This is a genomic window from Corynebacterium sp. HMSC30G07 (assembly GCF_001806945.1).
GTDB lineage: Bacteria > Actinomycetota > Actinomycetes > Mycobacteriales > Mycobacteriaceae > Corynebacterium > Corynebacterium riegelii.
This window is the reverse complement of the sequence record NZ_KV786456.1, coordinates 30520-50044: the sequence shown is the minus strand read 5'-3', so window position 1 is coordinate 50044 and position 19525 is coordinate 30520. Positions and strand designations below refer to the sequence as shown.

Sequence of the window (19525 nt, the reverse complement as noted above, 5' to 3'; positions counted from 1 at the left end):
AATAGTGACTATGGAACATTCTTCCCCACGTCAGGTTTGGAACAGCCTTCTGGAAGGCAACGAGCGCTTCGCTACAGATTCGGCGACAACGCCACACAGGGATCCGCGCCGCCGCGCAGAGATCGTCGAAGGGCAAAACCCGGTCGCTGCGATCGTGGCGTGTAGCGACTCCCGTGTGCCGGTCGAGCTGCTGTTTGATGCCGGCTTCGGGGATCTGTTTGTCATCCGCACCGCAGGCGGTTGCGTGGACGCGGCAGTTTCGGCGAGTGTGGAGTACGCCGTAGAGGGCCTTGGCGTACCACTGGTCGTCGCGCTCACGCACGAGTCGTGTGGCGCTATCGGTGCCGCGATCGGTTCGGTGGAGGACCCAGAGCATGCACCGCACGGTTTGACCCGCGTGTTTATGGAAAAGATCGCGCCGTCCGTCCTGGCCGCACGTGCGGCGGGCGAGAACTCCCGCGAGAAGATCGAAGAAACCCACGCGAAGATCACCGCACAGCACCTGGTGGAACGCATCCCATCCATTAACAAAGAGGGGACGGGTGTGGTGGCGGCTCGCTACCTGCTTGACAGCGGCCGCGTCGAGACCGTCTGGGAGCATTTCGCGAACTAGAGTGAGGGCATGACAAACCAGCGCCCGCTCCCAGACGAGATCTATGTGCGCCGCAGGGTCGGTGCGCTTGTCGTTCTTTTGATCCTTGTTGTCCTAGTGGTCTGGGGTTTAAGCGCGGTAGCGAAGTCCGGAAACAACTCCGGCGACGGCTCTGACGCTGCAGTCGCTTCCACGGACGTCACCCCAAGCATCACGCCCGTGACGGAGCCGACGGTGCCCGCCCCGGAAGACGCTGAGTCTCCAACGTCAGCCACGACGGAGGCCACCGCGACGGATGCGGAAAAAGAGGGGGACGTGGAGGCGTCGGCAAGCGAAGAGCCCCTCGCGAAAGGCTCCTGCGAGCTGTCTGACCTGCGCATTACAGCGCTAACAGAGTTCCCGTCGTTCAAGGTGGGAGATTCGCCGAAGATCTTCATGGAAGTGGAAAACCCCACCGACACCGACTGCGTGCTCGACCTTAACGACGGCGACATGCGCTTCGAAGTCTACGACATGGCCACCAACGCCCGCGTGTGGAGCGACACTGACTGCTACGCCTCCATCGTGGTTGGCCAGGAGACCTTCCCGGCCGGCGAGAAGCGCCCGTACCAGGCCGTTTGGTCCGGCACTGCATCCGCGCCGGGCGCATGCACCGACCGTAAGACAGTACCGGCGGGCTCTTACTACCTGCACGCGGTGATCGGCGACAATGCTTCGGACGCCGCACCGTTCAACTTCACGGCGTAACGCGAAACGCTAGCTAATGCGGCGTTAGCTAATGCGGCGCAGGCCCTCGGCGATGTGGCGCGCCCACAGGCCGGAGACGTGGTCGGCGCTGCTGAGCTCCTCGGGCGTGGCGTTGACAATCGTCGGCAGTTCGCCGAAGGCGGAAACGATGTGGTCCATGAGGAACTTCTGCACGCGTGGCACGCGCGAAAGCGCCCGGTAGCCACGCGGCACGACTGATTGCATGAGGTTTTCCTCGGAAGCCGGAAGCCCCAGCTGGCGGGCAAGCGCGGAGGAGTGGAGCAGTTCTGCATCGGGAAGTGCCTCGAGGGCGCGCACGGCGCGGGTGACCTGCTCATCGGTTGGCACCGTGTCGGCGGCGATGTAGTCGCGCACCAACATCTCAATGTCAGTGGCGTTGGAACCTTCAAGCTCGGTCAGCTGCAGGATCAGCTGGCGGGCGTCTGAGCCAAGCTCCACAATGGTCAGATCCAGGTCCATGGCGGCGCGCTCCAACATCATCTGGCGCTGCAGCGTGCCCACCACATCACCCACGGTGGCGTACCCGTTCATCTCTGCAACGAACAGGCGCTGGTTGGCCATGTCTAAGCGTTGGCGGTAGCGCTCAATGGTGGACAGCGCCTGGTTTGCCCGCGCGATCAGTACGGCGGATTCCTCCAGGCGGTGGCGGGTTCCGTCGTGGTACAGCGTCACCGTATTCATGGAGGCGGATACGCTGACCACGGGCACGCCGGTCTGCAACGCCGTGCGTTCGGCGGCGCGGTGGCGGGTGCCTGACTCGACCGTTACGTATTCCGGCGAGGGCACAAGCTGGACGTTCGCGCGCGTGATCCGTGATCCGTCGGCGGACAAGATCACCGCGCCGTCCATTTTGGAAAGCTCGCGGAGCAGGGTGGGGGAGAAAGGGGCGTCGAAGGTCACGCCGCCGTCGCAGATCTTGGTTACTTCCGGGGGATCTCCCAGCACGATGAGGCCGCCGCTGCGGCCGCGTTGGATGCGCTCCAAACCGTCGCGAAGCGGGGTGCCTGGGGAGAGCTTGGCCAAGATTTCACGCAGTGTCACGCAAGCAACCCTATCGCCTCGGCCACCGTGGATACCTGCTGGACGCGCATCCCTTTCACACTCACCTTCTCACCGGCGGGCACGATCGCGCGCGTGTAGCCCAGACGCGCCGCCTCCTGCAGACGACGAGTCAGGTTGGGCACGCGGCGCAGCTCACCGGCAAGGCCAACCTCGCCTACAACCACCGTTTTTTCCGGCAGCGGTTTCTCGTGCAACGAGGACCACGTAGCCAGCGCCACCGCAAGGTCCGTGGCGGTCTCCGTGATGCGCACTCCACCCACGGTGGCCACGTATGCGTCTTTATCGTTGGTGCGCTCCCCGCAGCGCGCCTGCAGCACTGCAAGCACCATGGGCACGCGGTTGCCGTCTAGGCCCGTGACCACGCGGCGTGGTGACTTATTCACCGGATCCACCGTCAATGCCTGCACCTCAGCCAGCATGGGGCGCACTCCATCCATGGCCACGGTTACGGCCGAGCCGTCCGGTGTTTGGCCGCGGTGGCTCAGAAACAGCCCTGATGGGTCCGACACCTCTCGGATGCCGTCTGCGGTCTGCTCGAAACAGCCCACCTCATCGGTTGCGCCGAAACGGTTCTTCAGTCCCCGCAGCATGCGCAGGCTGGATTGCCGGTCGCCTTCAAAATTCAGTACCACATCCACCAGGTGCTCAAGCACGCGCGGGCCGGCCACGTTGCCGTCCTTGGTCACATGTCCCACAAGCAGCACAGGCAGGTTCGTGGTTTTGGCCAGCGTGGTCAGCGCGGCCGTCACAGCGCGCGACTGCGCCACACCGCCAGCAACGCCTTCCACACCGGATGCGTGCATGGTCTGCACCGAATCTACGATCAGCAGGCTGGGTTTGACCTCTTTGACGTGCCCAAACACCGTATCCAGGTTGGATTCAGCGGCCAGAAACAGCGTGTCCTGCAGCGCGCCGGTTCGCCCCGCGCGCCCCCGCACTTGCCCAGCTGACTCCTCCGCCGTGACATAAAGAGCCTTTTTGCCTATCGACGCCCACCTCGACGCCACCTCCAACAACAACGTGGACTTACCCACGCCGGGCTCACCGGCAAGCAGAATGACGGAGCCGGGAACTACCCCGTTTCCAAGCACGCGGTCAAGCTCACCGATGCCGGAAGGCACTGCGTGTGCGGCGTCGGCCGCGACTTTGGTGATTGGGCGTGCCGGAGTGGCAGGGGTTAGTGCCCCTGCGGTCACGCTGACGTTACCCCCGATGCCGCTTTTCGCGGCACTACCTGTGCTGACAAGAGTTTCCTCCTGCAGCGTCCCCCAAGATCCACATTCGGGGCACCTCCCCAACCATTTGGGGGAGGAGTACCCGCATTCAGAGCAGGTGTGGATTACCCGCGCCTTTTTGGCCAAGTGTTTCTACTTTGCCTTTTGCGTGCTTACTTGGAGAAGTCGCGGTCTTCCTGGCCGGACACCAGGTTCGGTGCGGAAACGGTCGCGTCCACCTCAACGGTCGAATTGTCAAAGGTGAAGGAAACCGGGACGTTGCCTGCGAACGCGAAGTCCTTGTTCACAACGGTGTTTGGCACGTACTGGATGCACGGATCATCAGACTGCGGGATGCGGTTGAGGCCTTCAGCGGAGTCAGAGACCAGGCTGCAGTTGTAGGTCACCGGCTTGGATACGCCCAGGTTGACTGGGGTGCCGGCAACGCTTACGGCCTGCAGGGTGTGGTCCTTCATGGAGGTGTCCTGGTTGGTTGCCACAAACTTCAGTGCAGCCTGGCCATCCTCGGTGAGGATCAGGGTGACATCCTGGACGGACACTGCGCCGTCTTCGGTGAATGCGGTGGCGCCATCAACAGCAGCGACCTGGTCGGCGGTCTGGGTGATCTGACCTGCAGAGCAGCCAGCCAGGACCATAGCGCAAGCGATTGCAGCAACCGGCTTCAAGGACTTCACGGGGAGTGCCTCCATAATCTTTCTGGATATTCTTTCGCGCAAGACAATAACCAACGCAATGACAATGGGATTAACTCTAGTCTCCGCTGCCAGTTATTTCTAACTTTCCCAGTGGTAGTCTTGTGGGGCAATTGAGCCACTAAGGAGTGACGTATGGAGTTCAAGGTCGGGGAAGTTGTGGTGTACCCGCACCATGGTGCCGCAAAGATCGCAGATATTGAACAGCGTGAGATCGGTGGGGAAACCCTCGACTACCTGGTGTTGCAGATCCTTCAGTCCGACCTTGAGGTCCGTGTGCCGATCAAGAACACTGAGCTTGTCGGCGTGCGTGACGTGGTCAATGAAGAGGGCCTGCAGCGCGTTTTTTCGGTGTTGCGTGAAACCGACGTTGAGGAGGCTGGCAACTGGTCTCGCCGTTATAAGGCTAACCAGGAGCGTTTGGCGTCGGGTGACATTAACAAGGTTGCGGAGGTTGTGCGTGACCTGTGGCGCCGTGACCAGGGCAAGGGTTTGTCTGCTGGTGAGAAGCGCATGTTGGGCAAGGCTCGCCAGATTTTGGTGGGTGAGCTTGCGCTGGCTGAGCCGGTGGATGAGAAGAAGGTCGAGGAGATGGAGTCCGGCATTGCCAAGATCATCGAGGAGCAGGTGAAGGCCGGCATCAGCGAGGATCCGAATGCTGTGGATGATGAGGATCTGGATCTGGATGATCTGAGCTTCGACGATGAGGATGAGGACTAAGCCCTCAGTTATCGCCATTGTGGCGGCGGCGGGCCAGGGCACTCGTTTGGGCGCTGCGTTGCCGAAGGCGTATGTGGAGCTTCGCGGCCGCAGTTTGCTTGAGCGCTCTGTGAGTGCGATGGCGCAATCGGGGGTAGTGGATGCTGTGTACGTTGTGGTGTCTCCGGAGATGGAGTCGCTTGCCGCGCGCTTGCTGCAGGGCCACGATGTGACGTTTGTCCACGGTGGTGCCGAGCGTGCGAACTCCGTGTGGAATGCGTTGCAGAGCATCCCGCTTGACGACGCTACGGTGCTCATCCACGACGCCGCCCGCGCACTGACACCGCCAGCGATGATCGCGCGTGTCGCCGCTGCAGTTGAACATGGTGTGCAAGCCGTGATCCCGGTTGTGCCGGTGGCGGACACTATCAAGGTGGTGGACAACGGGTTCGTGGAATCCACGCCCGATCGTGCTCGCCTGCGCGCGGTGCAAACGCCGCAGGGATTTGACTTGCGCACCTTGCGCGAGGCGAACAAGGCCTACTTTGCGGGTGCGCAGGATTTTGTGGCTACTGATGATGCCTCGTTGATGGAGTGGTTCGGCATCCCCGTAGCCACCGTTGAGGGCGACCCGCTGGCCTTCAAGATCACCACTCCGGTCGACTTTATGCTGGCACAGCGCATTACCGATGAGGCGGAATCATAAAGCCCCATCCTTATTTAGACTGCCTCAAACCCTGTTCGGTTCCATAAATTTGAGAACTGTGGGAAATCTCAAAAACCCTTGTAGAAGGGCACTTTTGGTCAATATCTTTGGGGCATGAACTTTGAAAATGTGATCGAGGCCCTTTCGGGGGGCGCAATAGAAATGTTGGAAGGGTTTGACCGCGAAGCCGCGTTGGATGCCGGGATGTCGCAGACAACTGCGAATAACTGGAAGCTCGTGCATGACGCGTATTACGGTCCGACGACGTCGCCGTCGAAGCAACGACAGGCGCGGGAGAAGGCTCGTGTGCAGGGGGTGAGCCTGGACAAGCTCATCCACATTGAGAAGAAGCTCAGGCAGATTAAGAACAACCGGACGCGCAACAAGCTGCGGCTGACTATGCTCTCCGTGCGCGGTACGTACAAGGCGCTGCTCGCGCTGGTCAGGAAGATTCTGCCCAGCGCGGACAAGGCGCCGGAGAAGAAGATGACTATTTCGGCGTCGCGTCATGGTCGGCGTCGGGTGATGTTCTGGGCAGATGAGCGTGATGTCGCCGACTTGGAGCACGCGTTGTTGCAGAAGGTGGACCCAGATTTGCCTCTTGCGGAGCAATTACTTGAGCATTTCCTTGCGCTTATACGCAGCGGCGGGGGAGTGCCGCATGCTGTTCCGCGGCCGCAGTTGCTCATCCCGTTGCCAGAGTGGGTGCGCATTATCCGTGGCGAGGGCGATGACGTTGTGCTCGGGCTTACTGATGGCACCACCATGACCGGCGCCGACTTCCTCACCGCCCACACCGCCAACCGGGACAACGAATTGGAGGCGGTGGCCTTCCACCCGACGGAAGGCGCGGTGAACCAGTACCGTCTGGAGCGGTTCGCCAACGCGAAGCAGCGCGACATGGCGCGGGCCACGCAGCCGATCTGCACCAGTCCGGACTGCCGCCGTGGCGCGGACCAGTGCGAGATCCACCACATTGAAGCGTGGAAGAACGGCGGCGAGACCAATGTGAGCAACCTGGCGCCCCTGTGCCGGTATCACAATCGTGTCAATGACGATGACGTGCATGTGGTTCGCCGTGGCCACATTGAGATGCGCGGCGGGGCACCGGTGTGGGTCTCTCCGCGCGGGTTCGCACGGGCGAACACGCTGCACCCCTTCGGCGGGATGCGCTCCCTGTTCAACCATGACCCGGCGAAGGTGGTCGTCCACGCCAACTAGGATCGGGGGTCATGGAATCTTCCCCGACCCCGAACCCGCTTTCCGCCTTCCGCGTTGGTACTGCTTTTGATGCCCACCAGATCCAGCCGGGCAAGGACTGCTGGATCGCCGGCATTCTTCACCCTGATCAGGACGGCTGTGAGGGCCATTCTGATGGCGATGTAGTCAGCCACGCCATCGTGGACGCGGTGCTTTCGGCCGCAGGCTTGGGCGACCTTGGCTCGTTTGTTGGCGTCGGTCGTCCGGAGTATGACGGTGTGCGCGGTGTGCAGTTGTTGCAGGAGCTCAAGTTGCTTTGCGACGCCAAAGGCGTCACCATCATCAACGCCTCCGCCCAACTGATCGCGCAGACCCCCAAGATGTCGGCGGTGCGCGAGGAGTGCCAGCAGGTGATGAGTGAGGCGTTGGGTGCGCCGGTGTCGGTGTCCGCGACCACTACGGACCACATGGGTTTTACTGGCTCCGGTGAGGGGCGCGCTGCGATTGCGACGGCGCTGGTCAAAGTAGGGTAAGAAACGTGCAACAAAAGATTTTTGACACTGCCACCAAAACGCTTCGAGATTTTGAGCCGCTCAAGCCCGGCCACGTCTCCATGTACGTGTGCGGAGCCACCCCGCAATCGGCCCCCCATATTGGGCATTTGCGCTCTAGTGTGGCGTTTGACATCGTGCGCCGCTGGTTTTTGGCCAACGGCTATGACGTGGCGTTTGTCCGCAACGTTACCGATATTGATGACAAGATTTTGAACAAAGCCGCCGAAAACAACCGGCCCTGGTGGGAGTGGGTGTCCACCTATGAGCGCGAGTTCACCCGCGCCTATAACGCGCTTGGCGTGATGCCGCCGAGTACGGAGCCGCGCGCCACCGGGCATGTGACGCAGATGGTCGATTACATGCAGCGCTTGATTGACAAGGGCTTTGCCTATGCCTCCAAGGGCTCGGTCTATTTCGACGTCAACGCCTGGGTCGAGGCTGGCGGGGACTACGGTTCGGTTTCCGGTAATAGGGTGGAGGATTTGAGGGGTGAGGGGGGCGTCGATAAGCAAAATGCCCTGGACTTCGCCCTGTGGAAAGCAGCCAAGCCGGGCGAGCCGCACTGGCCAACCCCCTGGGGCGACGGGCGGCCCGGCTGGCACTTGGAGTGCTCGGCGATGTCCACCTGGTACCTGGGTCCGGAGTTTGACATCCACGGCGGCGGGCTTGACCTGCAGTTCCCGCACCACGAGAACGAGCAGGCCCAGTCGCACGCGGCGGGCGATGGCTTTGCCAACTTCTGGATGCACAACCACTGGGTGACCATGGCAGGCGAGAAAATGTCCAAGTCTTTGGGCAACGTGCTCTCCCTGGACGCCATGCCGGTGCGCCCGGTGGAGCTGCGCTACTACCTGGGCTCCGCGCACTACCGCAGTGTGCTGGAGTATTCGCCGGAGGCGCTCCAGGAGGCGGCCGCGGGCTACAAGCGCATTGAGGAGTTTGTGAAGCGAGCAGGCTACCCTGAGCCGACAACCTGGACCGATGCGTTTGAAGCCGCGATGTGCGATGATTTCGCGGTGCCGCGCGCGCTGGCGGAGATCCACAACACCGTGCGCGAAGGCAACAAAGCAAAAGACGTTGAGGCGGTCACCGCCGCGGCGGCGCAGGTGCGTGCGATGGCGGCAGTGCTGGGCATCGACCCAGGCCAGTGGCGTGAAGACGCTGCGGGTGACAGCACCAAGGCACTCGACGTGCTGGTGGGCGCAGAGCTTGAGCGACGTGCAACGGCGCGCGCGAATAAGGACTGGGCCGAGGCGGACGCAGTGCGTGACAGGCTGGCAGCGGCCGGCATCGAGGTCACGGACACCCCCGAGGGACCGAAATGGGAGATGAAGTAAATGGCGAAACCGTACGGCCGCCCCGATAAGCAGAAGAAAAACAAGAAGGGCGCAACAAAAGGCTCTGGCGGGCAGATCCGCCGCGGGCTGCGCGGCAAAGGTGCCACGCCCAAGGCGGAGGACCGCGTGTACCACGCGGCGCACAAGCGGAAGTTGGAGCAGCAGCGTCGGAATCAGGGTCGTCACGAAAAGGAGCAGGCTGACCTGGTGGTTGGCCGCAACCCGGTGGTGGAGTGCCTGCACGCCAAGGTGCCTGCAGAGGCCCTCTACGTGGCGTTTGGCACCGGCCACGATGACCGTCTGAGCGAAGCTGTGACCTTGGCAAACTCCCGTGGCATCCCGGTGCATGAGGTGCCGCGCCAGCAGCTGGATGACATGACCGGCAACGGCATGCACCAGGGCGTGGGCTTGAAGATTCAGCCGTACAAGTACGCGGACGTCTTTGACCTGATCGCTAGCGTGAAGGAGCGTGGCGAGACCGGCATGTTCGTCGTGCTCGACAACATCACGGACCCGCGCAACCTGGGTGCTGTGATTCGTTCCACGGCGGCGTTTGGTGGCCACGGTGTGGTGATCCCGGAGCGTCGCTCCGCGCAGGTCACGGGTGTTGCGTGGCGTACCTCCGCCGGTACTGCGGCGCGCCTTCCGGTGGCTCGTGAGACCAACCTGACGCGCACCATCAAGCAGTTCAAGGACAACGGCTACATGGTCGTGGGCCTTGACGCAGGCGGGGAGCACACCCTGGATACGTTCGACGGCGGCACGGACCCCGTGGTCATCGTGGTTGGCAGCGAGGGCAAGGGCATCTCGCGCCTGGTGCGTGAGAATTGTGACGTGATCATGTCTGTGCCGATGGCGCCGTGGGTGGAATCCCTCAACGCCTCCGTTGCCGCCGGCGTGGTGCTCAGTGAGTTTGCCCGGCAGCGTCGAGGAAACGCGTAAGCAGCTGCGCCCCGGTCACCTTGTCGGTCCCCGGTCCCAACCGAGGGTCTAGTTGCTTATCGACGGGCACGAGATGCCCCACCCCCGCCACCGACACCAACCTCACCGGCTGGGCGCCCGGGGCGTTCCAGGTGTCTTCCGTGTACCCGTCATGCTGTGTGTGGGTGTGCTGCGTTTCGGCACCGTTGTAGCGCGCCAGGCGCCTTGCGGAATCCATGGCGGACATTGTCTCCCCGCGATTCGCGTTGCCAATGCCAGACATACCGCCCTGGTAAGGCACGAGCGGGTCCTCGGTGCCCTGGACAATCAGCAGCGGGGTGGGGGTGAAGGGGGCGGAGAGTTCGATGACGTTGGCGTCGATAGGCAAAGAAGCCCCAAATAACGCTGCTGCCTCGAAGGTGATTGGTGACTCCCACAGAAGCCTGAGCACCATCTGCCCACCGTTGGAAAAACCGCAGGCGATAACCCGGTCGAAGCGGCCAGCCAGCGCGGTGAGAAAACCCACGTCATCGATGTTGTCGCGGCGGGCACGCTCCTGAAACTCGACCCGAAGATCGTTGAAATGATGGTGGTAGCCATCCGGGTACACCACCGTCGGGCCGAGGCCCTCGAACTGGTGGTTAGTAGAGTTACGCACCACCGACGCCGACTGGCGCGAACCGTGCAAAAACATGATCGCCGTGCCCGGGTCGCCGTCGATTTGAATCCAAGTGCGCTCAAGCCCGCCGTAGTCCATGGAATGCCGCATGGCACGCGATACTATCGGCTGCATGCCGTCTCTTGCTTCACTGGCCGCAGAACTAGGCGTTTCACGCACCACAGTGTCCAACGCCTTCAACAACCCAGACCAGCTTTCAGAGGCGCTGCGCGAACGAATCCTGGCTGCCGCGAAAGCCCAAGGCTACGCAGGCCCCGACCCCATGGCGCGTTCCTTGCGCACGCAAAAGACCGGGGCCGTTGGGGTGGTGCTGACGGAAGAGCTCAGCTTCGCCTTCGAAGACCGCGCGTCTGTGGATTTCCTCGCCGGGTTGTCTTCCATCAAGAACTACTCGCTGACCCTGATCCCCGCGTGTGCGAGCGTGCACGATGCGATTGTGGACGGCATCGTGGTCTACTCCGTTCCCGAACACGACCCCCAGCTGCAGGAAGCCATCGCCCGCGGCCTGCCACTTGTTGTGTGTGACCAGCCGAAACAGGTCGACGCCCCGTTTGTTGGCATTGATGACTACACGGCGATCCAGTCCGCAGCCCATGCGCTGAAGGCTGCCGGGCACACGCGCGTGGGCATTTTGGCTAAGCGCATGTTCTCCACTCCGTTCAACGGGGAGGTTGCTGACGTTACTCTGGCAGACCTGGAGGTACAGCGCGCCCGCGTCGAAGGTGCGCGCGCCGTGCTGGGCAACGTCCCCGTGGTCACCCGCCACCTCAACGACATTGACTCCGCCGCCGATGGTGCCCGCGAACTGCTCGCCCGCCACCCGGACCTCACCGCCGTGTTGTGCACCACGGATTCCATGGCACTCGGCGTCCTCGCTGCCTACGGTGACCGCGTGCCCCATGATCTCTCAGTCACCGGGTTCGATGGCATTGAGGCAGCAGAGCTTCGCAGCTTATCGACGGTACGTCAACCCAACCACCTCAAAGGCACCACCACCGCCACCCTTCTCAGCGATCTCCTCGCAGGAGGTTCGCCGAGTTCTACTGGGAGCTCTACCCGCGTGCTTCTGGACACCGAATTCGTCCCCGGCGCCACCATCGCACCCCCACGCACGGACTGACCCAACGTGAGAGACCTAGCGTGAAAGACCCAGAGTTAGAGCTTGCGCAGGGTGATGATGGGGGCGTCCACAACGTCCGGGTCGACTTTCACTAGGGAGAGGCGGGAGTTGGGGTGGACGTTGACGTCGAAAAGCAAACCAGGCTCCAAAAGGGAAGCGAGCTGCTCGTGTGTGTAGAGGCGGCCGCCGATGCAGTCGACGTCGGTGCGTGGCCGCATGTCGATGCTATCGATGGTCAACTGCTCATCTTCCAGCGTGACCTGGGCGGTGACGAGAGCGCAGGGGGTGGTGCCGTGCACTGTGTTGCCGGACAGGGAGAAGTTGGCGGAGCCGTGGGCGTCCGGCGGCAGGTCACCCGGGACCGAAGGATCGGTGTAGACCGCAGTGACCTGCCAGATGTCCTCCTTGGCGCCGCATGCGCTCAGCGTGAGCGCCGCGGCAGCCGCAAGGGCGTAAAGCGCACGCGCCATGACTACTCAGTAGTCGTCGTCTTCTTTGCAGCCTTCTTGGCTGCCTTCTTCACCGTCTTCTTGGTGGTTTTCTTGGTCGCCTTCTTAGCGGCCTTCTTCGCAGTCTTCTTGGTGGTCTTCTTCGTCGTCTTCTTGGCGGACTTCTTCGCGGCCTTCTTTGCAGCCTTCTTCGTGGTCTTCTTGGCAGGTTTTGCTGCCTCGGCCTCGGCCGCTTCCGCTTCAAGCTGCTCTGCGTAGCGCTTGTACACAAAACCCTTCGGCTCCACGCCAAGCATGGACATGAGGGTCACGCCGTCGAAGAAGTCCTCCGCGTAGGTGGCCACGATCCGACGTGCGCCTGCTGCGGTCTGCTCCTCCATCTCAAGAACAGCATCGGGTGCGGGCCGCGAGTCCGTGATCTTCGGTGGCACTAGGGATTCCTCCTTGGACGTTTACGAGATACTCCGGCCATGCTACCGAAGGTCATCCGCCCAACGCGCTTCAGTGCACGATATGGCAGATAAGTTTGCGGTGCGCGCAGCCTGCGGGCGATCCATTCGCCGAAGACAACGCCGCCGGCCAGAGCCATGCAGGTGGCGATTGCCATGAAGATGTTAGTCAGGCCGACAACCATTTGCTCGTTCATCACCGCGTACATGCCGCGGTAGATGCCCGAGCCCGGCAAGAATGGGGTCACACCGGCAACGGCGGTGATCACCGGGCTAATCAGGTAGCGGCGAGCAATCAGACCGCCGGCTAAGCCGATGACGATGGCGCAGGCAGTGGTTGCAATGAAACGCCCAGTGCCTAGCGGCAGCAGGAACAGGTAGTACATCGCGGAACCTGCGCCCGCGGTGAGGAATGACAAAAATACCGCGGGTTTTTCGGCGAAGCAGGTCACGGCAAACGCGCCGGCTGCCGTGGCGCCGCCGAGGATGCGCCACACCACGGAATCCAAAGAGGGCTTGCCCAGCATCGTCTCAATCGGCGGCAGGCTCACGCCCACCAGATTTGAAAAGTAGAGCCCCATGGCCACGCCGGCGACAATGCCCCCGGTGAAAAGGACTGTTTGGAAGAAGCGGGCGGAGGCGGTGACGGGGGAGCCCGTTATGCCGTCGAGAAGCGACTGCACCAGCGTCAAACCAGCAAGCAACACCACGATGCCCGAGGCGATGACCTGGCTGGGCACGATGGTGTGACCGATGTGTGCCGAGAAGTCATAAAACACCGCCGCGGGGATGGTGGCTAGGAAGCCGCCGATGACGCAATGGAAGAAGTATGGCAGCGAGTTTCTGGACAGGATTTTGTTGAATCCCATGATCAGAAACGCGGTGATGCCGCCGATCAGTGACATCAGCCAGTCGCCGCCAAGCAGGATGGCAACGGCGGCGCCCATGACAAACCAGCCAGCGAGGAAGCGGGTGTTGCGGTATGGGATGGGCGAGTGATCAATGTCGTCCAAGATCTTCTCGGCCATCTCGGGCCGCGTCGCGCCGGCACGGATGGAGCGGATTAGCCGGTCAGCTTCCTGCAGCTTGTGGTAGTTCTCACTCATCATGGTCACCACACGGAAGACGGTGACCGGGGTTCGCTTCTCCTTACCGACGATCACCGTATTCATCGTGATCGTATTCACCGTAATATCCACGTGGCAGTAGTGAAGGCCATACGAGGAGGTCACGGTACGGATCTGGGCAATCGCGTCCGAGGACGTCGTGCCGTTCGCAATCAGAATCTCCCCGATGCGGGCCGCGATAGTCATCACAGCAGCGACCTGCGTCGGATCCGTCAGGACGACAGGTGCCAGCACACTCGGCGGCGGAGAAGTTCGTGCAGCGTCAATTGTGGCCACGCGTTGCCGCGAGCCGCGCAGCATGTCCCACATTGATTTCACCCGTCAAACCCTAGCCGATGTAACAATTTCCGGTTTCGTTCTGTAGGCTGTCTCCCATTGCTGGAGTGGCGCAATCGGTAGCGCAACGGTCTTGTAAACCGTAGGTTGCGAGTTCAAGTCTCGTCTCCAGCTCCATTTCTTTTTTGGGGCGGGTGTGTTTGGGGTGGGGTCGTTGGGGGTGCTGGGGGTTGAGCACTCCAACTGAACATCGCGGAACTTCCTGTTGCGCATGCAGTAAACGTTCAGGAAACGTACAGTCTGTGGGTGTTAGATATCTGTGAGATACGCGTTTGAGCAGTTACCCAAACAAAACCCAAACGCGAACCCAAGCAGAAACAAAGAGGAGATGACCCCACACATGGCTGAGAATCCGGCTGTAAAGGTGCTTGTTGTTGATGATGAGCCGAACATTGTTGAGCTTTTGACTGTGTCCCTGAAGTTTCAGGGCTTTGAGGTTGAGAGTGTGACGTCAGGTCAGGAGGCGCTTGAGCTGGCGCGTTCCTTTAAGCCGGATGCGTACATCCTGGACGTGATGATGCCGGGGATGGATGGCTTCGAGCTCTTGACCACGCTGCGCGCTGAGGGGTTGGATGCGCCGGTGCTATTCCTCACCGCGAAGGACGCCGTGGAGGATCGTATCCACGGCCTGACCATTGGTGCGGATGACTATGTGACCAAGCCGTTCTCCTTGGAGGAGGTTATTACTCGCCTGCGTGTGATTTTGCGTCGCGGAAACGTGATGGAGGCTGAGAAGGGTGACGGCACCCTGCGTTATGCGGACCTGACGCTCAACGATGAGACGCATGAGGTGACCAAGGCGGGCAAGATCGTGGACCTTTCCCCGACTGAATTCAACTTGCTGCGCTACCTCATGCTGAATGCGGAGGTTGTGGTGTCCAAGGCGAAGATTTTGGACAACGTGTGGCACTACGACTTCGGTGGCGATGGCAATGTGGTGGAGTCGTATATTTCGTACTTGCGTCGCAAAGTAGACCAAGGCGAACAGCAGCTGATTCACACCGTGCGTGGTGTGGGCTACGTGCTGCGCACCCCGCGCCAGTAACACGCCACGACGCAGTCAATGATTCTCTCCAAGTCTTACGGCCAGAACACCCCGCTTCAGAAGCAGCTGGTGACGGTGGTTGTGGCCGTGTCCTTGCTGGCGATGCTGCTCAGCTTTGTCACGGTCTACCTGCTGATGCGTTCGCTGCTGTACCAACGTGCGGACGATCAACTTGAAGACGGTTTGGATACCTGGGTCGGCCAAACCGCATGGCTGCCGTCCTATGGTGCGCCGAGCGATTTCCACCAGGGGATGCTGTTTCCTGGCTACACGCATTTGTGGGAGCCGGCCTACAGTGCAACGCCACCGGACTACACGCAGCTGCGCAGCTTCAACAAGGGACAGACCATTGGCTCCCAAGACGGCGCAGACTTCAACCGGCAATGGCGTGCCATGAAACGCCAGGAGCCGGACGGCACTGTGAAGTTCGTGGCCAAGAAGTTGGACCAGGAGCGCAGAACGCTGACAGCGCTTGCAATTGCTGAGACCGCGATTGGTGCGTTGGCCATGTTGGGCATTGTCTATGTGGCTCGCAGCCAGGTGGATCGGGCGCTGAAGCCGTTGCGGGTGGTCGAATCCACCGCACTGGCGATTGCAGCAGGCGAGCAGTCACGCCGCGTCCCCCGCTGGTCCCGTGAGACTGAGGTTGGCAAGCTCTCTTACGCCATGAACACCATGGTGTCGCAGCTGCAGGAATCCGTGAAGGAAGCAGAAGCGAAAGAGGAACAGATGCGCCGCTTCGTCGGTGATGCGTCGCATGAACTGCGTACTCCGCTGACCAGCGTGCGCGGGTTCGCAGAGCTGTACAACAAGGGTATGGCGCCGGACGCGGACATGGTGATCCGCAAGATCGACGAGGAATCCGCCCGCATGCAGCTGCTGGTGGAAGACCTGTTGGCGCTCACCCGCGCAGAGGGAGCGCGCCTGAATAAGCGTGAGGTAGACATGCTGGAGCTGACCGCCTCGGTGGCAAGCTCGCTGGGCGCGGCGTTTCCGGATCGTGTGCTGCGTATCAACCACGATTGCAGCCGCCCGCCTGTGGTCAACGGCGACCCGGACCGTCTCTACCAGGTGTTGACCAACCTGATCACCAACGCGTTCAAGCACGCCGGCCCAGACGCGGAAGTCACCGTGACGCTCAGGGAGTACCTGGACCGGGTGTCTATAGATATTGCAGACAACGGCATCGGCATGGATCCGAAGGATGCGGCGCACATCTTTGACCGCTTCTACCGTGCGGACACCTCGCGCACGCGCGGCACCGGCGGCGGCTCAGGTCTGGGCCTTGCCATTACCAAGTCACTGATAGAGCAGCACGACGGCACGATCAGCGTGAAAACCGCGCCGGGCGAGGGTTCAACATTTACTATTTCGCTGCCAATGCCAGCTGCTAAGCCGGCCTAAGACTGCCTAAGCCTGCTTAGCAATTGCCTGCCTCAGTGCTTCGGCAACCTCGTCCATCTTGGAGGGGTCCGTGGCGTCTGCGGCCATGACGTTAGCCAGGTTGTAGCCGCTCATGTCATTGGCAGGGAAGACGTGGATGTGGGTATGCGGAACCTCAAAGCCGGCAATCAGGTAGCCGGCGCGCTCACTGCCGCATACTTCGAGGACGGCTTGGCCGACTTTCTGCGCGACGTCGTTAAGGTGAGCCCAAACCTCCGGGGAGAGGTCGGTCCACTTATCCACCTCTTCAACCGGCACGACCAGCGTGTGGCCGTACGCAATCGGCTCGATGGTGAGGAAGGCGACGACGGTCTCGTCGCGGTAAACAAAGCGGCCGGGAATCTCGCCGGCAATGATCTTGCTGAATACGGTGCTCATGCTTGCCCAAGCTACCTGTAAATTTGTCTGTATGCGCATCCTTGTCATCGGTTCGGGCGGCCGTGAACACGCCCTGCTTGCAGGTTTAGCCAAAGACAGTTCCGTTGAACTTACTGTCGCGCCGGGCAACGCCGGGATGGCGTCTTTAGCCACGGTTCGTGACGTTGACGTGAAAAACCCAGAGGACATCGTGGCGTTGGCGAAAGAGATCAACGCTGAATTGGTAGTTATCGGTCCAGAGATCCCGCTGGTTGCCGGGGCGGTAGACGCTCTGGTGGCGGCGGGAATTCCTGCCTTTGGGCCGACGAAACAGGCGGCTCAGCTTGAGGGGTCGAAGGCGTTTGCAAAGGACGTCATGGCGGCGGCTGGTGTGCGTACTGCGCAGGCGCGTCGTGTGACGGTGGAGGATGAGATTGATGCCGCGCTTGATGCGTTTGGCGCGCCTTACGTGGTTAAGGACGATGGTCTTGCTGGTGGCAAGGGCGTTGTGGTGACGCATGATCGCGAGGAGGCGAAGGCCCACGCGCAGGCGGTGATTGGCGCGGGCAACCCGGTGCTGATGGAGTCTTTCTTGGACGGCCCGGAGGTCAGTCTGTTCTGCCTGGTGGATGGTGAGACGGTTGTGCCGCTTCTGCCTGCGCAGGATCATAAGCGTGCTTATGACAACGATGAAGGCCCGAATACCGGTGGCATGGGCGCGTACTGCCCGCTGCCGTGGCTGCCGGAAGGCGGGGTGGAGCGCATCGTTGATGAGGTTGCTAAGCCGGTTGCGGCCGAGATGGTCAAGCGCGGCATCCCGTATAGCGGCCTGCTTTATGTGGGTGCTGCGTGGGGTGCTGAAGGCCCGTCGGTGGTGGAGTTCAATGCTCGTTTCGGTGATCCGGAGACCCAGCCGGTGCTCAGCTTGCTGGAGACCCCGCTGTTGGAGCCGCTTTGGGCAGTTGCTTGTGGACGTCTGCGTGAACTCCCACCCCTGCAATGGAAGCCCGGCTACGCCGCGACTGTGGTGTTGGCGGCGCAGGGCTACCCGGCGCAGCCGAAAACTGGCGGCGTGATCACTGGCGAGGGCCTGGATGATCCGACCCGCGTGCTGCACGCAGGTACCGGCAGAGATACTGACGGCCAGCTGGTGGCCTCGGGTGGTCGTGTGCTCAACGCCCTAGGCCAGGGCGAGACGCTTGAGGCCGCTGTTGCCAACGCCTACGAGGTTATTGACGCGATCAACCTGGATGGTGCGCATTACCGTCGTGACATTGCTCGTCCCGCTATTGATGGAAGGATCACCCTAAAGTGAGTGCCGTGAAACCGAATAACGCCAATGTTTTGAGTAACCGCTACGCCTCGCCGGAAATGGCGACGCTGTGGGCGCCTGAGCACAAGATCATTCTGGAGCGTCAGCTGTGGATTGCTGTGTTGCGTGCGCAGGAGGCTTTGGGCGTGGAAGTCGCCAAGGGGGCGATCGAGGCGTATGAGCGCGTGATTGATCAGGTGGATCTGGATTCCATTGCGGCTCGTGAGAAGATCACCCGCCATGATGTGAAGGCGCGTATTGAGGAGTTCAATGCGCTGGCCGGTTTCGAGGAGATCCACAAGGGGATGACCTCGCGCGATCTGACGGAGAACGTGGAGCAGCTGCAGCTGTACCGCTCACTGGAGCTGACGCGTGATAAGGCGGTGGCGCTGCTGAAGGCAGTGGGCAACCGTGCGGGTGAGTACAAGTCGTTGGTTATGGCTGGCCGTTCCCATAACGTGGCGGCGCAAGCCACGACGCTGGGCAAGCGCTTCGCGTCCGCGGCTGATGAGATTCTGGTGGCCATTGAGCGCATTGAGGAGCTTCTGGGCCGCTACGCCCTGCGTGGCATTAAGGGCCCGATGGGTACCGCCCAGGACATGCTGGATCTTTTGGGTGGGGATGAGGCGAAGCTGGCCCAGCTTGAGCAGGGCATTGCTGAGGGTTTGGGCTTTGAGCGTGTCTTTGATTCGGTGGGCCAGGTCTACCCGCGTTCCTTGGACTTTGACGTGGTCTCTGCGCTGGTGCAGTTGGGCGCTGGACCGTCGAGCCTGGCCACCACGATCCGCCTGATGGCCGGCAATGAGACGGTAACCGAGGGCTTCAAGGAAGGCCAGGTTGGTTCTTCCGCGATGCCGCACAAGATGAACGCCCGTTCCTGCGAGCGTGTTGGTGGTTTCCAGGTGATCCTGCGCGGATACCTCACCATGGTGGCTGACTTGGCTGGCCAGCAGTGGAATGAGGGCGACGTGTTCTGTTCCGTGGTGCGCCGCGTGGCGCTGCCGGATGCCTTCTTTGCCATCGACGGCCAGTTGGAGACCATGCTCACCGTGCTGGATGAGTTCGGTGCATTCCCGGCGATGATTGGCCGCGAGCTGGACCGCTACCTGCCGTTCCTAGCAACCACCCGCATCCTGATGGCCAGTGTCCGCGCGGGCGTTGGCCGTGAGACGGCCCACGAGGTCATCAAGGAAAACGCGGTTGCCATGGCGCTGGATATGCGTGAGCGTGGCGCGGAGCAGAACCTGGTGGAGCGCCTTGCCAAGGACGAGCGTCTGCCGCTGACTCAGGAGGACCTGGAGGCGGCGCTGGCGGACCGCCACGCATTCATCGGCGCGGCGGAGTCCCAGGTGGATCGCGTGTTGGCGCGTATCCAGCAGGTTGTGGACGCCCACCCGGAGGCCGCCCAGTACCGCCCAGGCGACATCCTGTAGCCGCAAGCT

21 protein-coding genes and 1 tRNA gene are annotated in these 19525 nt (G+C 61.7%); 14 read left to right on the top strand and 8 right to left on the bottom strand.

Features of this window, described 5'->3' with window-relative positions; translation table 11 throughout:
* Positions 1-10 precede the first annotated feature (10 nt).
* Both HMPREF3104_RS04260 and HMPREF3104_RS04255 read left to right on the top strand, forming a co-directional pair.
* Positions 11-613, top strand: a complete 603-nt coding sequence (locus tag HMPREF3104_RS04260) for a carbonic anhydrase (protein WP_052206152.1) — start codon at positions 11-13, stop codon at positions 611-613.
* Positions 614-622: 9 nt separating this feature from the next.
* Positions 623-1339 carry a hypothetical protein gene (locus HMPREF3104_RS04255; RefSeq protein WP_070494530.1) on the top strand — a complete coding sequence of 239 codons (717 nt, stop codon included), beginning with the start codon at positions 623-625 and terminating at the stop codon, positions 1337-1339.
* Positions 1340-1363: 24 nt separating this feature from the next.
* On the opposite strand, the gene disA is transcribed toward HMPREF3104_RS04255, so the two are convergent.
* Genes disA through HMPREF3104_RS04240 form a run of 3 tightly spaced genes read right to left on the bottom strand, consistent with a single transcriptional unit; the run spans position 1364 to position 4331 of the window.
* The gene (disA, locus tag HMPREF3104_RS04250; RefSeq protein WP_168156355.1) at positions 1364-2401 is read right to left on the bottom strand and encodes a DNA integrity scanning diadenylate cyclase DisA; all 1038 of its coding nucleotides are present in this window, start codon (positions 2399-2401) and stop codon (positions 1364-1366) included.
* Positions 2398-3783: a DNA repair protein RadA gene (gene radA, locus HMPREF3104_RS04245; RefSeq protein ID WP_052206157.1), complete on the bottom strand. Its 1386-nt coding sequence runs from the start codon at positions 3781-3783 to the stop codon at positions 2398-2400. Before radA ends, disA begins: the two co-directional genes overlap by 4 nt.
* Before the next feature lie 26 nt (positions 3784-3809).
* Complete coding sequence (locus HMPREF3104_RS04240; RefSeq protein ID WP_246816350.1) at positions 3810-4331, bottom strand: hypothetical protein; 522 nt, start codon at positions 4329-4331, stop codon at positions 3810-3812.
* Between the two features lie 153 nt (positions 4332-4484).
* Here HMPREF3104_RS04240 and HMPREF3104_RS04235 point away from each other — a divergent pair, with 153 nt between their 5' ends.
* The 6 genes from HMPREF3104_RS04235 (at position 4485) to rlmB (ending at position 9787) form a co-directional block, all read left to right on the top strand.
* The gene (locus HMPREF3104_RS04235) at positions 4485-5069 is read left to right on the top strand and encodes a CarD family transcriptional regulator (protein ID WP_070494527.1); all 585 of its coding nucleotides are present in this window, start codon (positions 4485-4487) and stop codon (positions 5067-5069) included.
* A complete protein-coding gene (gene ispD / locus HMPREF3104_RS04230; RefSeq protein WP_070494526.1) occupies positions 5059-5754 on the top strand; it encodes a 2-C-methyl-D-erythritol 4-phosphate cytidylyltransferase in 696 nt (231 codons plus the stop codon). Before HMPREF3104_RS04235 ends, ispD begins: the two co-directional genes overlap by 11 nt.
* 114 nt (positions 5755-5868) lie before the next feature.
* Complete coding sequence (locus tag HMPREF3104_RS04225) at positions 5869-6975, top strand: HNH endonuclease signature motif containing protein (RefSeq protein ID WP_070494525.1); 1107 nt, start codon at positions 5869-5871, stop codon at positions 6973-6975.
* Positions 6976-6986: 11 nt separating this feature from the next.
* Positions 6987-7487, top strand: a complete 501-nt coding sequence (gene ispF / locus HMPREF3104_RS04220; RefSeq protein ID WP_070494524.1) for a 2-C-methyl-D-erythritol 2,4-cyclodiphosphate synthase — start codon at positions 6987-6989, stop codon at positions 7485-7487.
* A gap of 5 nt (positions 7488-7492) precedes the next feature.
* Positions 7493-8845, top strand: a complete 1353-nt coding sequence (gene cysS, locus HMPREF3104_RS04215) for a cysteine--tRNA ligase (protein WP_070494523.1) — start codon at positions 7493-7495, stop codon at positions 8843-8845.
* The gene (rlmB, locus tag HMPREF3104_RS04210; protein WP_070494522.1) at positions 8846-9787 is read left to right on the top strand and encodes a 23S rRNA (guanosine(2251)-2'-O)-methyltransferase RlmB; all 942 of its coding nucleotides are present in this window, start codon (positions 8846-8848) and stop codon (positions 9785-9787) included. It begins immediately after the preceding gene.
* Here rlmB and HMPREF3104_RS04205 read toward each other — a convergent pair.
* On the bottom strand, positions 9750-10535 hold the full coding sequence (locus HMPREF3104_RS04205) for a CE1 family esterase (RefSeq protein ID WP_083278927.1): 786 nt from the start codon (positions 10533-10535) through the stop codon (positions 9750-9752). The two genes, rlmB and HMPREF3104_RS04205, sit on opposite strands and share 38 nt — an antisense overlap.
* A gap of 22 nt (positions 10536-10557) precedes the next feature.
* Here HMPREF3104_RS04205 and HMPREF3104_RS04200 point away from each other — a divergent pair, with 22 nt between their 5' ends.
* Positions 10558-11565 carry a LacI family DNA-binding transcriptional regulator gene (locus HMPREF3104_RS04200; RefSeq protein WP_246816349.1) on the top strand — a complete coding sequence of 336 codons (1008 nt, stop codon included), beginning with the start codon at positions 10558-10560 and terminating at the stop codon, positions 11563-11565.
* A gap of 35 nt (positions 11566-11600) precedes the next feature.
* On the opposite strand, the gene HMPREF3104_RS04195 is transcribed toward HMPREF3104_RS04200, so the two are convergent.
* Genes HMPREF3104_RS04195 through HMPREF3104_RS04185 form a run of 3 tightly spaced genes read right to left on the bottom strand, consistent with a single transcriptional unit; the run spans position 11601 to position 13899 of the window.
* Complete coding sequence (locus HMPREF3104_RS04195) at positions 11601-12035, bottom strand: META domain-containing protein (RefSeq protein WP_052206176.1); 435 nt, start codon at positions 12033-12035, stop codon at positions 11601-11603.
* Between the two features lie 2 nt (positions 12036-12037).
* A complete protein-coding gene (locus tag HMPREF3104_RS04190) occupies positions 12038-12445 on the bottom strand; it encodes a hypothetical protein (protein ID WP_052206178.1) in 408 nt (135 codons plus the stop codon).
* Positions 12445-13899, bottom strand: coding sequence for a threonine/serine exporter ThrE (locus HMPREF3104_RS04185; RefSeq protein ID WP_101735051.1), 1455 nt, complete (start codon positions 13897-13899; stop codon positions 12445-12447). The genes HMPREF3104_RS04190 and HMPREF3104_RS04185 overlap by 1 nt, the downstream gene beginning before the upstream one ends.
* A gap of 68 nt (positions 13900-13967) precedes the next feature.
* Here HMPREF3104_RS04185 and HMPREF3104_RS04180 point away from each other — a divergent pair.
* The 3 genes from HMPREF3104_RS04180 to HMPREF3104_RS04170 all read left to right on the top strand — a co-directional run bounded on the left by HMPREF3104_RS04180 (position 13968) and on the right by HMPREF3104_RS04170 (position 16375).
* A tRNA-Thr gene (locus HMPREF3104_RS04180) sits at positions 13968-14043 on the top strand.
* Between the two features lie 223 nt (positions 14044-14266).
* The gene (locus tag HMPREF3104_RS04175; protein WP_070494549.1) at positions 14267-14971 is read left to right on the top strand and encodes a response regulator transcription factor; all 705 of its coding nucleotides are present in this window, start codon (positions 14267-14269) and stop codon (positions 14969-14971) included.
* An 18-nt stretch (positions 14972-14989) separates the two neighbouring features.
* Entirely contained in the window at positions 14990-16375 is a 1386-nt protein-coding gene (locus tag HMPREF3104_RS04170; protein WP_070494520.1) for a sensor histidine kinase, read from the top strand.
* Between the two features lie 6 nt (positions 16376-16381).
* On the opposite strand, the gene HMPREF3104_RS04165 is transcribed toward HMPREF3104_RS04170, so the two are convergent.
* Positions 16382-16792, bottom strand: coding sequence for an HIT family protein (locus tag HMPREF3104_RS04165; RefSeq protein ID WP_070494519.1), 411 nt, complete (start codon positions 16790-16792; stop codon positions 16382-16384).
* Between the two features lie 31 nt (positions 16793-16823).
* Between HMPREF3104_RS04165 and purD the strand changes: the two genes are divergently transcribed.
* Both purD and purB read left to right on the top strand, forming a co-directional pair.
* Positions 16824-18086: a phosphoribosylamine--glycine ligase gene (gene purD, locus HMPREF3104_RS04160; RefSeq protein ID WP_070494518.1), complete on the top strand. Its 1263-nt coding sequence runs from the start codon at positions 16824-16826 to the stop codon at positions 18084-18086.
* The gene (purB, locus tag HMPREF3104_RS04155; RefSeq protein WP_256388257.1) at positions 18083-19516 is read left to right on the top strand and encodes an adenylosuccinate lyase; all 1434 of its coding nucleotides are present in this window, start codon (positions 18083-18085) and stop codon (positions 19514-19516) included. The genes purD and purB overlap by 4 nt, the downstream gene beginning before the upstream one ends.
* Positions 19517-19525: the final 9 nt, after the last annotated feature.

Coding starts and splice junctions, on each gene's coding strand:
- HMPREF3104_RS04260 (WP_052206152.1), top strand. CDS start 11: ATGGAACATTCTTCCCCACGTCAGGTTTGGAACAGCCTTCTGGAAGGC.
- HMPREF3104_RS04255 (WP_070494530.1), top strand. CDS start 623: ATGACAAACCAGCGCCCGCTCCCAGACGAGATCTATGTGCGCCGCAGG.
- HMPREF3104_RS04235 (WP_070494527.1), top strand. CDS start 4,485: ATGGAGTTCAAGGTCGGGGAAGTTGTGGTGTACCCGCACCATGGTGCC.
- ispD (WP_070494526.1), top strand. CDS start 5,059: ATGAGGACTAAGCCCTCAGTTATCGCCATTGTGGCGGCGGCGGGCCAG.
- HMPREF3104_RS04225 (WP_070494525.1), top strand. CDS start 5,869: ATGAACTTTGAAAATGTGATCGAGGCCCTTTCGGGGGGCGCAATAGAA.
- ispF (WP_070494524.1), top strand. CDS start 6,987: ATGGAATCTTCCCCGACCCCGAACCCGCTTTCCGCCTTCCGCGTTGGT.
- rlmB (WP_070494522.1), top strand. CDS start 8,846: ATGGCGAAACCGTACGGCCGCCCCGATAAGCAGAAGAAAAACAAGAAG.
- HMPREF3104_RS04205 (WP_083278927.1), bottom strand. CDS start 10,535: ATGCGGCATTCCATGGACTACGGCGGGCTTGAGCGCACTTGGATTCAA.
- HMPREF3104_RS04200 (WP_246816349.1), top strand. CDS start 10,558: ATGCCGTCTCTTGCTTCACTGGCCGCAGAACTAGGCGTTTCACGCACC.
- HMPREF3104_RS04195 (WP_052206176.1), bottom strand. CDS start 12,035: ATGGCGCGTGCGCTTTACGCCCTTGCGGCTGCCGCGGCGCTCACGCTG.
- HMPREF3104_RS04185 (WP_101735051.1), bottom strand. CDS start 13,899: ATGTGGGACATGCTGCGCGGCTCGCGGCAACGCGTGGCCACAATTGAC.
- HMPREF3104_RS04175 (WP_070494549.1), top strand. CDS start 14,267: ATGGCTGAGAATCCGGCTGTAAAGGTGCTTGTTGTTGATGATGAGCCG.
- HMPREF3104_RS04170 (WP_070494520.1), top strand. CDS start 14,990: ATGATTCTCTCCAAGTCTTACGGCCAGAACACCCCGCTTCAGAAGCAG.
- HMPREF3104_RS04165 (WP_070494519.1), bottom strand. CDS start 16,792: ATGAGCACCGTATTCAGCAAGATCATTGCCGGCGAGATTCCCGGCCGC.
- purD (WP_070494518.1), top strand. CDS start 16,824: ATGCGCATCCTTGTCATCGGTTCGGGCGGCCGTGAACACGCCCTGCTT.